Raw genomic sequence first — 13,645 nt, forward strand, 5'->3', positions numbered from 1 at the left:
ATACTTAATTGTATATAAGAGATGCGGAGGTGTTTGTATGGAATGGAAGCTAGATAACGACAGTAAAATTCCTATTTATCAGCAAGTTGTTGACTTTATTGAAAAACGTATTACATACGGAGAACTTCCTCCAGGTAGCTTCCTCCCTTCCGAACGGAAATTAGCTACACAGTTAAATGTAAACCGAAGTACAGTAACGACTGCTTATAATGAGCTACGCGCTATGGGAATTGTAGAAAGTACGACTGGTAAAGGGACACGTGTAAGTACACATATGTGGGGCGTTTCTCCAACATTAACGCCGAACTGGAGAAATTTCGTAGAAGGTGGTACTTTCTTACCAAACTTACCTTTACTTCGCCATATTCGAGCGGAAGTACAACAAAATAAAAACATTATAGATTTTGCAAATGGAGAGCTCGGTTGTAACCTCTATCCTCACGATCAACTACAAACGATTTTACGAGAACAACCGTTAACGCATTCATTAAGTTACGATCATCCGCAAGGCTATCTGCCGCTAAGACAAGCGGTCGTAAAATATATGAAGGAATATTTAAAAGTTGAAGCGACTGAACAATCCATTATGATTACATCTGGCGCACAGCAAGCACTTCACCTTATCGTTCAATGTTTATTAAATCCCGGTGATGCAGTTGCTTTTGAAAGTCCTTCACACTGTTATTCCTTACCGTTATTCCAATCAGCAGGTATTCGTATTTTCCCGTTACCTGTCGATGAACATGGTATTAATCCGGATGATGTGCAAGAATTATATAGAAAGCATCGTATTAAAATGATTTTTTTAAATCCAAACTTCCAAAATCCTACGGGAACTATGCTTCATCCAAACCGTAGAAAAAAACTGTTATCACTTTGTGCAGACTTACGAATTGCGATTGTGGAAGATGATCCGTCCAGTTTACTTACGCTAGAAAAGAAACAGCCTTGCCCTACTTTAAAATCGATTGATGAGAACGGAACTGTCATTTATGTACATTCTTTATCAAAAATGATTGCACCAGGTTTACGAGTCGGCTGGCTTGTCGCCCCGCAGTCTGTAGTAGAAAGATTATCCGACGCAAGACACCAAATGGAATTAGGCATGAGTATTTTCCCGCAGTGGCTTATGCAGCAATTTTTCGAAACCGTACCATTTCAGTCTCATATCGTGCCGTTACGAAAACAACTAGCAGAAAAAAGAGACGTTATCGTTCGTGCCCTAAACGAGCAACTTCACGATAAAATCTCTTTTTCAAACCCGACCGGTGGTATATACATATGGGGAAAATTAAAAGAACCAATAAATGAAAAGCAACTTATTATGCAAAGTTTAAAACAAGAAATCGCCTTTATGCCAGGTAGTATTTTTGGCGCGAAAGATGGTTATATTCGTTTATCTTATGGAAAAGTGAATATTGATCAAATTGAGGAAGGTATTTCTCGTTTGCGAGAAGCTATTTTAGTTTGTGAAAAATAACTTTACATAAAGCTCTATCGTTTGACAAAAGAAAAATCTACCATTATTATCAACACGAACCTAGTTCCCCCGCATTAACGGGCAATAAAACTCCCAACTCAAAATTCAGCTGTAACAAAGAAGTTAGGTGGGAGATCAACTGCCCGTAAATGCCCGATTGGTTCAACTAATAATCAGTGGAGGATGAATCCCCCCCCACTGATTAAAGTTTCACTTTATAGGAGTGGTAAAAATGAAAATTTACGTTGATGCAGATGCTTGTCCTGTAAAAGATGTAATTATTTTTGAAGCTACGAGTGCAGAAATTCCTGTAACTCTAGTTACTAGCTTTTCTCATTATTCTAATGCTCAGCAGCCTAAAGGTGTGGAAACAATTTATGTTGATTCTGGAGCAGATGCTGCAGATTACCGAATTATGCAGTTAGCAAAAAAAGAAGATTTAATCGTAACACAAGATTACGGTCTTGCTTCGCTCGCTTTAGCAAAAGGTTGTATCGTTCTACACCATAAAGGCTATAAGTATACGAATGATAACATTGAACAATTGTTACAAACACGATATTTAAGTGCAATGGTTCGAAAAAGTGGTAAGCGTACAAAGGGACCGAAACCATTTACAGCAGAAGATAAAGAGAAATTTAGAGCGCTCTTTAAAAGTATGATCGCACTTTAAAAATGAATTGTCTATTTGCTAGGAAAACTTCGCAAAACAAAGAAGAGAATATCCAAATGAACATTCTCTTCTTGAGGTTTACCCTTTTAAAATGAAGGTAAATTATCTAAGTTATTTTCTTTTATTCCATCCGGTTCACTACGTATAATATCTCTACCATACTTATGAAATACATCTACATGAGCTAACTTCCCTAATTTCGCTTCACTAAGAGCAGTCATATAATCTAACTCTCTCCCGCTACTTGTTTTAAACGCAATTAAATCACCATCATCATTTTTACGAACGGCAACAATTTCTTCTGCTCCTGAATTGACTTCATTGTCTACTTCAAATTGAGCTTGCCCTTCTCCTTGATGTAAGTAATCATTATAAACTTTTTCAAAGTCTTTTTCGTCCATAACATTCACCTCCAACACATTTTATTAGTATGGTTGGGAGGTGTTGGTTTTATGTAATTTGCTCTAAACTTTAGTATTTTCAAATGAAAACATAGTACCCCCACTATTTGATTGTAAAGTGTATTTTACATCGAACATCTTTGATATATCTTCAATATTTTTCAAACCAAGTCCCGTACCTTTACTGTTTATATCAAACCCAATCCCATTATCTCTAAAGGAAACAATATCTTCATCTATAATAATTTTGAGTTTTTTAGCTTTAGAATGTTTAAGGACATTTTGAAAAATATTATCAAATAACCTTTGCATCCATAACTCATTACTATTCCATATCAACTCTTTATCTTGTAGATTATATGCTAATTCAATTTTATGAATGCTATACAAATAGCTCCATTTTTTAATCATATTTTCTATTAAATTATGTATATTAACTTCATCATTCACAATATAAGTATTCTCTAAGGTCTCTGTAGATTGAATATTAAATTCGTTAGTTAAATCACTTATATATTGTATCTGCTCATACATTGATTCAAGTACTGGTGCTTGTTCCTTGTACTCACCTTCTAAATAATATAATTGTAATCTGACTGCTGTTAAGGGTGTATTAATATCATGCCGTAATTTATTTAATAGTTCCTTTTTTATTTGTTCCTGTTGTTGTAGTTCTAATTCTCGATAAGTTGTTCTTTCTATAAGCAAATTTACTGATTTAATCAGCTCTCCCATTTCATCATCACTTTTAACATTTATTATATTAGGGATTTTTTTATCACTTGCTAAATCTCGAATCGTTTGATTTAATACATTAATTTTATTTAATACTGTGTTAATCGATTTTGAAAATACAAAAGCTAATATTAATAGTGATAATAAAAATATGATTAACATCGTAGGATATGCATAGGATTCGTGAAAAGGAATGTTCTTATTTTTAGTTTTAAAGACAACATTATAAATAACTGATACAAAGATACTAATTGACAATAATAACAGTGGTACGCTAATAATAGCGGAGAGTAATAGTAACTGATATTTTTTCTTTAAGTTCATTTCTTCATATAGGTATTTAGTCTATACCCTTCTCCATATATGTTCTGAATAATATCACCCGTTTTATCATCAATTTTGGTCCTGATTTTCTTTATATGTACGTTCATGATATTTTGATTTCTATCTTCAAGTTGCCATAGGTAATCATAGAAGTGTTCTTTCGATAAAATTCTATCTCTATTTTCATATAAATAGAAGAATATTTTACGTTCGATTGCTGTAAAAGCAACTTCATTACGCAAATCATTAATGAAAACTCTTTTATATTCTGCATCTATAAATAAATGGTTAATTTGCGTGAATGTACCATATTGATTATCTAACATTTTCTGAATCCTTAACAACAACTCTCTAGGATCAAAAGGTTTTATCATGTATTCTTCTCCAATAGTCAAACCTTTTAGTTTACTATCCATATCATTCCTAGCTGATAGAAATATAATTGGAATATTTAATCCTAGATTTTTTATTTTCTTTGTAATTTGATAACCATCTTCGCCTGGTAACATAACATCCATTATGACTAAATCTATTTCATGAATTACATCAAGAACTTTCCTTCCCTCTTTTTCCCAACACACATTATACTTCTCGCGCTGTAAAATTTTTTGTAATAATTCTCCTATAATCAAATCGTCTTCAACAATTAATATGTTATATACTTTCATTATGTAGACCTTTCATCACTAAAATAACAATAGCTTAGTTCTTCATTACTTTATTCTTAATAAAGTCCATAGTAAATTTGTATATTTCATCAGGAGCGTATAAATAAATGCTATGTGTACCTTCAATTATTTTTACATCAGCTATTAATAACTTGCTAGCAAACTCCTTATAATCTTCGTTTTTTTGCTTTGTATAATTCGAATCTTTATATTGCCTAGCAATCGCATCTATAAATAACATTGGTGTTTCTTTTGGGATCGATAAGGAATTTGATTTTTTACTGTTATTGTAGCTTTGTAAAAGTTCTTGCTTCATATCATCATTAAAAGCCCTCTTAAACGTAAGCGCTTTATAAATATCTTTTTCCTGTTCGTTTAAAAAGGATTGACGAATGACTTCGGGATTATAAGTAATAGAGGGAGCTAATCTCTGAAAACCAAATTTCGTTAAAATATTCATCCCTTTTATTTTTAATGAATCAAGCATACCTATTTTATTAGTTACGTACTGTTTAGGTAAACCAATATCTAATGCAATAATCCCTTTTACTTCACTTGGATATTTTTGTGCCCAATAAATAGCCTCTATTCCCGATAGAGAGTGTGGTACTAAAATGTAAGGTGGTTTATTTCCACTTTGAATAAGCGCTTCTCTCGTTTGTTCTAATATCGTATCAATATCTCTATCATCTTGAAAAACATCACTGTATCCATAACCCGCTCTCTCAATTACAGAAATCTTGTTTTCTTTTGAAAATTTACTATATAAGCCTTTCAATTCATAAACAGGAGCGGCAATTCCAGATCCGGCCATAAATACAAATGTATCCTCCCCGCTCCCCTCATTATAAATATTCACTTTTTTATTATCGAAATTAACAAGTTCACCTTCATTCTTCATTAATTTCGATTCGATTTTTAATTGATAGTTATGATATATAAATACAGCGCCTGTTCCAAAGAAAATCATACTAATACACATTAAAAATATTATTTTCACTGACTTCAATAATTTTTTCATTTGACACCCCTTTCAACCTATATTGAAAGGGTACAATATAAAAATAAATTTCTAATAAATTTTTCAAAATTAATATCTATTCATTGTTTCTAAGGATGAATCACTTTTAATACCTACGCAAACCCTTCAAAGTCTCCAATATATCATCTGTAAAGGCTGTACTACCTTCTGCCTCTAAAACTCTGAAATAAAAACTTCTTAGGAAAGTTCTAATATTTTGTACTAAAATAGCATGCTGCGGATGTCGAATGTCTTCAACAGTTGCTATACTATGTAACCAGTTGCTCCACTCTTCTTCAGTTAAAAGATTTTGGTTACGTAAAGACATAATCGGCTTTACTAATCTCTCATCTTCAAAGTGCACATACACGTAATCACTTAATCGAACCTTCTGACGAACAGCTGCAAGAATCGCATATGAAAACTCACGATTTTGTATAGTACGTGCTAAAGCATCAAGTGCATCAGCAGCGTGTGCTGTAGAATGTGCCCAACCTTTTCCTTCTACGTAACCTCTTACATCTTCTTCTAAATATACATATTCCAACACTTGTTCTGCCACACTGTACAGTTGTTCTTCAGATAAAAGTGGTTCTCTTTCATGAACAGATAAAATAAGTGGTGGAATTAGTACGGAGAATGCACGTTTAAATACAGAGTCTGTGCCCTTTTCACCAATTTTATAAAATAAATAATCAGGACTAATTGCTTGTAACATTAATCCTCGTAACTCTTTTTGTCTAAATTCATCATTTGTAATCCATGTGTGAAGCGTACTATAAATTAAATCATCACGTAATTCAGCATCAGGTGAACCGATATAATCTAACATCCACTGCGCATATGGATATGCATCTACGTCTTCTGGTACAGCATAATTATTATTTTTAATTTGTAGTAGTTCTTCTTTTAGTTCTAGTACTTCATTCATTATATTTCCTGTCCCCTTTTTACTTTATTAACATATTTTCGCCTTATCCCCTGTAATTGCCTATCCTTATATGAACTTGATTCAATTATATAAAATTTATCCTGATAAATAAAAGGAAATACATTAGAACATCGCAGTCTCTCACTTTGTTTACATGCATTTCATGTCAGTTTAAGTTATAAAATACAGTATGTTTTTTCTTTTATATTCAAACGTAGTTACAATAAAAGGTTGCATCATTTTAGAACTTGTTTAATAAACTCTGTTTTAGCTTTTGTGTATGCTTCTCTATCTTGGTTATATCTTTTAGCTAAATCTTGTTTCAGATTTGAATAATCATAAACTAATTGTGGATTTTCTCGTAAGCGGTTACGAAATAAAAGTTGATGGTCCCATCGCTCAGTTCCTTTAACCATTAAATGCAGGTGTGCTACACGCCTATTATTCTTAACTTTCACAAAGAATCTTCTCCAAGGTCTTTCATCTAATTCTGGGCTTACATAATGCCAATTATATATGGCCAATGTAGCTGAAATATCTAGTACTCTTTCAAATGAGTCTATTTCAGCCATTAGATCAATGATAGGTTTTGCAGGTAAACCAGGTATGGATGTACTTCCTATATGTATTACTTTGCTTATACCTAGAGGAGCAAGCAGTTCATATAATTGCTGCTCTTCACATTGGCCTTTATCTTGCCAATCAGGATTTGCATTAACTATCTCTACTGACTCATTCGCCCATACAGGCCAATCGTTCAGATTATCTTTCTTATCCATCCAAAGCAGCCCCTTTCACGATTTTAGATTCCTTTAAATACAATTACCGGATCATCAAAATTACTATTTCGAAATACAATATCCGCACACTCTTTCGGATTATGCTAGTTCGTTTGCAAATGTTGTTTTTCCTGAAGCTGTAATACCACTTACTCCAACTCTTATTGGATGTGTTAAATTTAATTTTAAAATATGATCTGCAATTTCTTTCATGCGTTGTATTCGGTTCATGATATTTCCTCCTACAATTAGTTTACATAACATGATTACAGGTGACAATTCATACCATTATTTGTCGGTAAGTCGATATATCGAAAAAATCGTTGATATATTATGATTGGCTTACTTTCCCTTAAACCCTCGATATAAAGCAGTCCGTAATTCTTGTTTGTATTCTTCAATTTCTGGCATATCGAGTTCTTCTGCTAGTCTGATGGCTAGTTCAATATCATATGGTACACGTACGAGTTGAATAGAAAAGCTCGCTGCTTCTTTTTCATTATAAGTTCCTTCAAATATTAAATAGGAAGCTTGTGTAATTTCAAGAGGATTACCTACACTACCAGAATTACATAACGTTTTCCCTCTGAAGTTTTGAACGAATGCTTGGTGAACGTCACCGTAGCAAACGACATCGGGTTTTCTTTCCCCTTCTATATTCTCTGTGAGCTCACTGTTTTCGAACATACTAATACGTTCTTCTCTTGAGGCATGTGGTTGAATTCTTTCATATAAACTTCTCGGTGATGCGTGGAACATACGAATCAGTTTGCCGCTCATAAAAAATTCGATTGAAAATGGTAAGCTTCTTAAATAGTCATTTTGTTCTTCTGATAATTGTTTTTGATGCCATTTTAAGGCTTCAAATTCAGTCGGTTTTGTAATGAAATCATCCCAGTTTCCCATTACAACTCCATCACATTCTTTACGAATGATTTTAATCACTTCGCTAGAATGAGGGCCTTTTCCGACTAAATCTCCAAGACAAATGATGCGCTCAATTCCTCTTAATTTAATATCTTGCAGCACAGATTCTAAAGCTGGAATATTACCGTGAATATCTGAAATTACCGCTATTTTATCCATATAAATCCCTCCATTACTTATTGTTTATTATATCCTCATGTTGTGATTGATACCATTTTGGAATATAGGATGAAAAATTGTTATGATTTTCTAAAATTCCGTTCAATCTTTCCTTCATATCATCTACTAAATGTGGCGTGCTTCGGTTTGTCCATACGATATCAGCTGGGAATGTCATTGCTGCATATAATGAATACAGTTGCCAAAAATGAAGTGACGGTTCTCCCCCGCAATAACCGTAAACTTGTCCAACCGCAAATGGTTTACTTATTCTTGTAGTAAAGATCGCTACGTTATAAAAATCATGTATTGGATCGCCAAAATCATATCCACCAAAATCGATAACGATAAACTCCTTATTATGAATCATACTATTTGCTGGATGGAAGTCATCGTGTAAAAATGTGATTGGGCGATTTTTCAATAATTGTTTATGCTCCCCTACAAAACTTAATACTGGCTTCAAATCAAGGAAGTCTATTTCATAGTTTGCTAACGCTTCTACGTATCTTTCGTATTTATTCCATCGAACCGTTTCCCATTTATTACTTGCACTTTCTCTTTCAATTGAGTGGATTCTCTTTAATACTTCTCCTGCTTTTCTTCCTGCATAATACTGTTCTTCCACCGATAGTTTCCCTAAACCTTCTTCACCATTTACACCTTGGATCCATTCAAATACTTGAATACATTTATTTAAATCCTCCAGCTTTATAAAATGAATGAACTTAGGCGTAGGAATATGTAATAACTCTAATTGTTTCATATACGTATATTCTTCTTGTTTACGTTCAAAATGAACAGCATCACATATTTTTACAAAATATGTCACTCTATTTTATATTTCTCTTCATGTGAAAAACCTTTTGAAATAGCTGTACACTTTGTAATACGAGGCCATTCTAGTTTTCTCTCTATCTCTCTCAGTATTTCTTCCACTATGTTCACCTCTATCAATATATGTACAAACTACCTAACACTTCATGCTCTCGTTTATTTTCCCCATTACACTCCACTGCAAATGGATATTCGCCATGATGATTCAAACGTTCTAGTACTAACCCTTCTCCTTTTGGTTCACAAAACTGCACATGAACATCTCCGAATGATACGCTTTGGCACTCTGCATTCCATTCTTCATTCTTAACGACCTGGCTTGCAGTTAGCCCCATTACTTCTTTCCATTTCCGTACTGTTTCTCGAACATTTTTCACTGCGTAATGAATCGTTTCAATTTGTTGTACTTTGTTTTTATGTTCAGTGATCGTCCCTATGTTACGTAAATCGTTTCTTCTTTCTTCATCCGTTTCATTCCATTGTATAAAGAATGGTAATTTCGGTCCGTTTTCCTCTTGCTTTACAAATAACATTTTCCATTCTAAAAGGCGGCCATCTTTTCTCATACGTTTCCCTTCAAATGGTCCTATCGTATGTAAACCTTGCTTACTAAACTTAACTGCTAGGTCTTCAATGGCATCTGCTCGAATTGCGATTTGTAGCATTCCTTCTCCGTCTTGTAATTTCACTACTGTTTCTTGTACTAATGGATTGTCTGCTTTCTTCGCTTTTTCTTCATGCTGAATTGCTAAAAATTCTATATAGGATAAATCAAAATAACATAAACTATTCCAAGTACCCCAGGTCGTATGCTCTCCGCCTAGTGCAGTATGAAATCCACGCTTCTGCATTTGTTTCGCCGCTTCCTCCGGTGTACCATGTACTGCGTGTACGAGATGATCAAATCGTAACATGTCTTTCTCCCCTTTCTCTCCATCCTTTTATTGTATATTTTATTTTTCTTTCATTCAATTCAAAAAACTTTAAAACCCAGTTGATTTATACGATTAATATGTATTATAATGAAACAAATTTAATTATTGCTGATTGGAAAAACCAAAGGCACTTTTCTCATACGGGAAAAGTGTCTTTTTCATTTATTATTACAGGGGGATTATTTATGCAGAAATTAATTGCCTTTGCTATTATTGGATTTTTCGCTCAATTGATTGATGGGGCGCTTGGAATGGCGTACGGGGTAACATCTACCTCACTATTATTAATGTTTGGTATCGCACCGGCTGTAGCTTCCGCATCTGTTCATTTAGCTGAGGTCGTTACAACCGCCGCTTCTGGTGCATCTCACCTCAAATTTGGAAACGTTGATAAATATACCGTTTCCAGGCTTACATTGCCAGGAGCAATTGGCGCATTTATTGGAGCATGTTTTTTAAGTAATTTACCTGGCGATGTAATTAAACCGTACATTTCCGTATTTTTATTTACTTTAGGGGTTTATATTTTATTACGATTCCTCATTCAAAAACAAATTGTTACTTCAAATAAGCGTATGTCTGCTAAACAGCTTGTTCCGCTTGGCTTATTTGCTGGATTCGTTGATTCAACTGGTGGTGGTGGCTGGGGTCCAATTACGACACCTGTGCTTTTGGCAAGAGGAAATGAAGCTAGAAAAGTTATCGGATCTGTAGACACGAGTGAGTTTCCTGTCTCACTCGCTGCAACAATCGGCTTTTTCATTTCTCTTGGCTGGGAACAAGTAAGCTGGGTTTGGGTATTTTCTCTTATGCTCGGTGGTATCGTTGCGGCACCGATCGCTGCATGGCTAGTGCGCATCGTTCCTTCTCATTTACTTGGCGTATTAGTTGGCGGCCTTATTATCTTTACAAACATTCGTACACTGCTTACTACATTTAAAGTTGATCCAACTATTATTTCACTTTCTTACGTGGCAGTTGGTCTTGTCGTTATTATTTCTATTTTCATTGCTGTTCGCAATCATTCCAAGCGTTCTAACGCATCGACAGCTGGATATCCGAATGATCAAAAACAAATGCTACCATAACGATAAAAATACCGCCCGATATACTTCGAGCGGTATTTTTTATTGTTCTATTTTCCAATTAATCATCGTTTCTGTAGTGCCAATTCTCTTCATATGTAGTTTCTCTAATACACGAATCGAGCTAATATTTTCAAGAAGTGTCTCTGCAATAATCGTTTCTACCTCTTCTGTTTGAAAAGCCCAATTTATTAGCTCTCTTACAGCTTCTGTCGCATACCCTTTATTCCAATATTTCTCAATAAATCCGTAACCAATTTCTACTATATGTTCCTCATTTGGTTTCCCTTTAAACCCTATATCACCTAGAACGATGTCATCTTCTTTTCGAATGACATACCACGCCCCCCAAGGTAATACTTCCTTATCTTTTTTTACAGTTTCTACATGTCCTACAATATGTGGACCACTATCATATCCTTGCTTGCTCGCAGCGTGCATCCTCTCTTCTGTACACGGTACTATATAGAGCCTTTCTGTTTCTAATTTCATGTTGATTTCCCCTTTTCAATTAAACAATACTTCAATTTTACCAGAAATAAAAAGAATATTCATTCTATTTATCAGATTTATACTTATTCTTTGAAACGAATTTAAGGAATAATCCTCTTTTGATACTTATGTCGAATTATATTTTCTGAATTTTCTTTTAATTTTAGAGGGTTTTTCAATATTTTTTGCGAAACATTTGTATAACAATTTTTTCTTTGCTTATTGTTACATAATAGTAGGTTCGAGTGGAGTTTCGCAAGCGTTTCCTATACAATAACCGATATTTTTTGACTTTTCCTAACAAAATATCTTGCAATATATTCAGAAAGTCATTACAATTGCCATATATTAAAAATCTTAGCAATATATCAAATCCTCATCAATCCGATGAGGTAGAGGTTGCGACTTTTATGAGTAAAACGGACGAGACACAGAGAATGTCACCGACTCCGTTTGAAAGGAAAAGTTGCCGAAGTTTATATTTCTTCTCTGGAATTATGAGCTGGGTCTGTCTCCGAAAGGAACAGAACTGTCACGTTTACAAAATTACCGTGTAAACGTGGGGTGCTATCTTAACGGAAGGGTATGATGGGGTGGTTATTTGTGAAACGTTCCGCCAAATTCCTTTGGCGGTTTTTTGTATTTTTCTCCCCCGTTCCTTCCTATCTTACAAGAAAAGGAGTGTTGAACATGAATAGCGCAACGAATCAAGCTACCTCTAAAACGCAAACTACACAAGGACAAGGTGAATTAAAACGCGGATTAAAATCTCGTCACCTTACGATGATTTCTCTCGGTGGTACAATCGGTACCGGACTATTTCTTGCCAGCGGTGGTGTCATCCATTCAGCTGGACCTGGTGGCGCATTAATTGCATACGCCGCAATTGGGATTATGGTTTACTTTTTAATGACAAGCTTAGCTGAACTCGCAGCTTACATGCCTGTTACTGGATCTTTTAGTACTTATGCAACAAAATTTGTTGATCCGTCCCTTGGCTTTGCACTTGGATGGAACTATTGGTATAACTGGGCCATTACAATTGCTGCTGAACTCGCTGCTGTAACATTAATTATGAAATTTTGGTTCCCAGATACCCCTTCTCTTATTTGGAGTGGATTATGTTTAGCTATTATTTTCCTTTTAAACTATTTATCTGTTAAAGGGTTTGGTGAATCTGAATATTGGTTCGCACTTATTAAAGTAGTTACTATTATTATCTTTTTAATTGTCGGCTTCATGATGATTTTCGGAATTATGGGCGGCGAATCTGTTGGCTTTAAAAACTTCACTGTTGCAGATGCACCATTTAATGGCGGCATTATGGCAATTATCGGTGTATTTATGGCTGCTGGGTTCTCCTTCCAAGGAACTGAATTATTAGGAGTTGCTGCTGGTGAAACTGCTGATCCAGAGCGTAACATTCCAAAAGCAATTCGTTCTATCTTTTGGCGTATTCTTTTATTCTATATCCTTGCGATTCTCGTTATCGGTTTATTAATTCCTTATACAACTGAAAGCCTTGCCGCAAGTGATGTTACAGTAAGTCCATTTACACTTATTTTTGAAAAAGCTGGCGTTGCTTTTGCTGCTTCTGTTATGAACGCTGTTATTTTAACGGCAGTACTGTCTGCTGGTAACTCTGGTATGTACGCATCAACTCGTATGCTTTGGGACTTAGCTCGCCAAGGAAAAGCACCGAAGTTTCTTGGTAAATTAGATAGCCGCGGTGTACCTGTTAACGCATTAATCGTAACGTCAATTGTTGGTAGTATCGCGTTCATTGCTTCCTTATTCGGTGACGGTGTTGTATACATTTGGTTATTAAATGCATCTGGAATGTCTGGCTTTATCGCATGGGTCGGAATTGCAATTAGTCATTACCGTTTCCGTAAAGCATATATTGCTCAAGGTAAAGATTTAAAAGACTTACCATATAGAGCAAAATGGTTCCCGTTCGGTCCAATCTTCGCATTTGCACTTTGTGTCATCGTAATTTTAGGACAAAACTACGGTGCATTCATGGGCGAAGCAATCGATTGGAACGGTGTACTCGTTTCTTACATCGGTTTACCACTCTTCTTAGTACTATGGTTAGGATATAAATTTACGAAGAAAACAAAAGTGATTCCACTTGATAAATGTGAATTGAAATAAAGTGAAACGAGCAAACAAATATGTTTGCTCGTTTTTTATTC

General features: G+C 34.7%; 14 protein-coding genes, 1 pseudogene and 1 riboswitch. Of the genes and pseudogenes, 4 read left to right on the forward strand and 11 right to left on the reverse strand.

Features of this window, described 5'->3' with window-relative positions; all coding sequences use genetic code 11:
* Positions 1–37 precede the first annotated feature (37 nt).
* Positions 38–1,480, forward strand: a complete 1,443-nt coding sequence (gene pdxR, locus ACSG5Z_RS07475) for a MocR-like pyridoxine biosynthesis transcription factor PdxR (protein WP_097890260.1) — start codon at positions 38–40, stop codon at positions 1,478–1,480.
* Between the two features lie 232 nt (positions 1,481–1,712).
* Positions 1,713–2,153 carry a YaiI/YqxD family protein gene (locus ACSG5Z_RS07480; protein WP_016077523.1) on the forward strand — a complete coding sequence of 147 codons (441 nt, stop codon included), beginning with the start codon at positions 1,713–1,715 and terminating at the stop codon, positions 2,151–2,153.
* Positions 2,154–2,239: 86 nt separating this feature from the next.
* Here the strand turns inward: ACSG5Z_RS07480 and ACSG5Z_RS07485 are convergent, their stop codons facing one another.
* From ACSG5Z_RS07485 to ACSG5Z_RS07530, 10 genes and pseudogenes are all read right to left on the reverse strand, one after another.
* Positions 2,240–2,554 (reverse strand): DUF3892 domain-containing protein, encoded by a 315-nt coding sequence (locus ACSG5Z_RS07485; protein ID WP_435711190.1) that lies wholly within the window; start codon positions 2,552–2,554, stop codon positions 2,240–2,242.
* A 63-nt stretch (positions 2,555–2,617) separates the two neighbouring features.
* The gene (locus ACSG5Z_RS07490) at positions 2,618–3,613 is read right to left on the reverse strand and encodes a sensor histidine kinase (protein ID WP_426706287.1); all 996 of its coding nucleotides are present in this window, start codon (positions 3,611–3,613) and stop codon (positions 2,618–2,620) included.
* Positions 3,610–4,281 (reverse strand): response regulator transcription factor, encoded by a 672-nt coding sequence (locus tag ACSG5Z_RS07495; RefSeq protein WP_088609207.1) that lies wholly within the window; start codon positions 4,279–4,281, stop codon positions 3,610–3,612. The genes ACSG5Z_RS07490 and ACSG5Z_RS07495 overlap by 4 nt, the downstream gene beginning before the upstream one ends.
* A 34-nt stretch (positions 4,282–4,315) precedes the next feature.
* Entirely contained in the window at positions 4,316–5,302 is a 987-nt protein-coding gene (locus ACSG5Z_RS07500; protein ID WP_435711191.1) for an alpha/beta fold hydrolase, read from the reverse strand.
* A 106-nt stretch (positions 5,303–5,408) separates the two neighbouring features.
* Positions 5,409–6,233, reverse strand: a complete 825-nt coding sequence (locus ACSG5Z_RS07505) for a DUF2785 domain-containing protein (protein ID WP_097890263.1) — start codon at positions 6,231–6,233, stop codon at positions 5,409–5,411.
* 236 nt (positions 6,234–6,469) lie between these two features.
* On the reverse strand, positions 6,470–7,012 hold the full coding sequence (locus ACSG5Z_RS07510; RefSeq protein WP_098147946.1) for a GrpB family protein: 543 nt from the start codon (positions 7,010–7,012) through the stop codon (positions 6,470–6,472).
* Between the two features lie 99 nt (positions 7,013–7,111).
* Positions 7,112–7,243: a hypothetical protein gene (locus ACSG5Z_RS07515; RefSeq protein WP_435711265.1), complete on the reverse strand. Its 132-nt coding sequence runs from the start codon at positions 7,241–7,243 to the stop codon at positions 7,112–7,114.
* A gap of 111 nt (positions 7,244–7,354) precedes the next feature.
* On the reverse strand, positions 7,355–8,098 hold the full coding sequence (locus ACSG5Z_RS07520) for a metallophosphoesterase family protein (RefSeq protein ID WP_097858963.1): 744 nt from the start codon (positions 8,096–8,098) through the stop codon (positions 7,355–7,357).
* 13 nt (positions 8,099–8,111) lie between these two features.
* Positions 8,112–9,037, reverse strand: a pseudogene (locus tag ACSG5Z_RS07525) (aminoglycoside phosphotransferase family protein).
* Positions 9,038–9,051: 14 nt separating this feature from the next.
* Positions 9,052–9,849 carry a VOC family protein gene (locus tag ACSG5Z_RS07530; protein ID WP_435711192.1) on the reverse strand — a complete coding sequence of 266 codons (798 nt, stop codon included), beginning with the start codon at positions 9,847–9,849 and terminating at the stop codon, positions 9,052–9,054.
* Between the two features lie 98 nt (positions 9,850–9,947).
* Here ACSG5Z_RS07530 and ACSG5Z_RS07535 point away from each other — a divergent pair, with 98 nt between their 5' ends.
* Complete coding sequence (locus ACSG5Z_RS07535; RefSeq protein WP_435711193.1) at positions 9,948–10,958, forward strand: sulfite exporter TauE/SafE family protein; 1,011 nt, start codon at positions 9,948–9,950, stop codon at positions 10,956–10,958.
* A gap of 39 nt (positions 10,959–10,997) precedes the next feature.
* Here the strand turns inward: ACSG5Z_RS07535 and ACSG5Z_RS07540 are convergent, their stop codons facing one another.
* Positions 10,998–11,447, reverse strand: a complete 450-nt coding sequence (locus tag ACSG5Z_RS07540; RefSeq protein ID WP_435711194.1) for a GNAT family N-acetyltransferase — start codon at positions 11,445–11,447, stop codon at positions 10,998–11,000.
* Positions 11,448–11,832: 385 nt separating this feature from the next.
* Positions 11,833–12,025: riboswitch (Lysine riboswitch) on the forward strand.
* Between the two features lie 112 nt (positions 12,026–12,137).
* On the opposite strand from ACSG5Z_RS07540, the gene ACSG5Z_RS07545 reads away from it, so the two are divergent.
* Positions 12,138–13,604 (forward strand): amino acid permease, encoded by a 1,467-nt coding sequence (locus ACSG5Z_RS07545; RefSeq protein WP_001083377.1) that lies wholly within the window; start codon positions 12,138–12,140, stop codon positions 13,602–13,604.
* Positions 13,605–13,645: the final 41 nt, after the last annotated feature.

It is taken from the genome of Bacillus pretiosus, from assembly GCF_051294775.1.
GTDB lineage: Bacteria > Bacillota > Bacilli > Bacillales > Bacillaceae_G > Bacillus_A > Bacillus_A wiedmannii.

Bases quoted from the DNA above. Each gene is read 5' to 3' on its own strand.
- pdxR (WP_097890260.1), top strand. From the start codon at position 38: ATGGAATGGAAGCTAGATAACGACAGTAAAATTCCTATTTATCAGCAA.
- ACSG5Z_RS07480 (WP_016077523.1), top strand. From the start codon at position 1,713: ATGAAAATTTACGTTGATGCAGATGCTTGTCCTGTAAAAGATGTAATT.
- ACSG5Z_RS07485 (WP_435711190.1), bottom strand. From the start codon at position 2,554: ATGGACGAAAAAGACTTTGAAAAAGTTTATAATGATTACTTACATCAA.
- ACSG5Z_RS07490 (WP_426706287.1), bottom strand. From the start codon at position 3,613: ATGAACTTAAAGAAAAAATATCAGTTACTATTACTCTCCGCTATTATT.
- ACSG5Z_RS07495 (WP_088609207.1), bottom strand. From the start codon at position 4,281: ATGAAAGTATATAACATATTAATTGTTGAAGACGATTTGATTATAGGA.
- ACSG5Z_RS07500 (WP_435711191.1), bottom strand. From the start codon at position 5,302: ATGAAAAAATTATTGAAGTCAGTGAAAATAATATTTTTAATGTGTATT.
- ACSG5Z_RS07505 (WP_097890263.1), bottom strand. From the start codon at position 6,233: ATGAATGAAGTACTAGAACTAAAAGAAGAACTACTACAAATTAAAAAT.
- ACSG5Z_RS07510 (WP_098147946.1), bottom strand. From the start codon at position 7,012: ATGGATAAGAAAGATAATCTGAACGATTGGCCTGTATGGGCGAATGAG.
- ACSG5Z_RS07515 (WP_435711265.1), bottom strand. From the start codon at position 7,243: ATGAACCGAATACAACGCATGAAAGAAATTGCAGATCATATTTTAAAA.
- ACSG5Z_RS07520 (WP_097858963.1), bottom strand. From the start codon at position 8,098: ATGGATAAAATAGCGGTAATTTCAGATATTCACGGTAATATTCCAGCT.
- ACSG5Z_RS07530 (WP_435711192.1), bottom strand. From the start codon at position 9,849: ATGTTACGATTTGATCATCTCGTACACGCAGTACATGGTACACCGGAG.
- ACSG5Z_RS07535 (WP_435711193.1), top strand. From the start codon at position 9,948: ATGTATTATAATGAAACAAATTTAATTATTGCTGATTGGAAAAACCAA.
- ACSG5Z_RS07540 (WP_435711194.1), bottom strand. From the start codon at position 11,447: ATGAAATTAGAAACAGAAAGGCTCTATATAGTACCGTGTACAGAAGAG.
- ACSG5Z_RS07545 (WP_001083377.1), top strand. From the start codon at position 12,138: ATGAATAGCGCAACGAATCAAGCTACCTCTAAAACGCAAACTACACAA.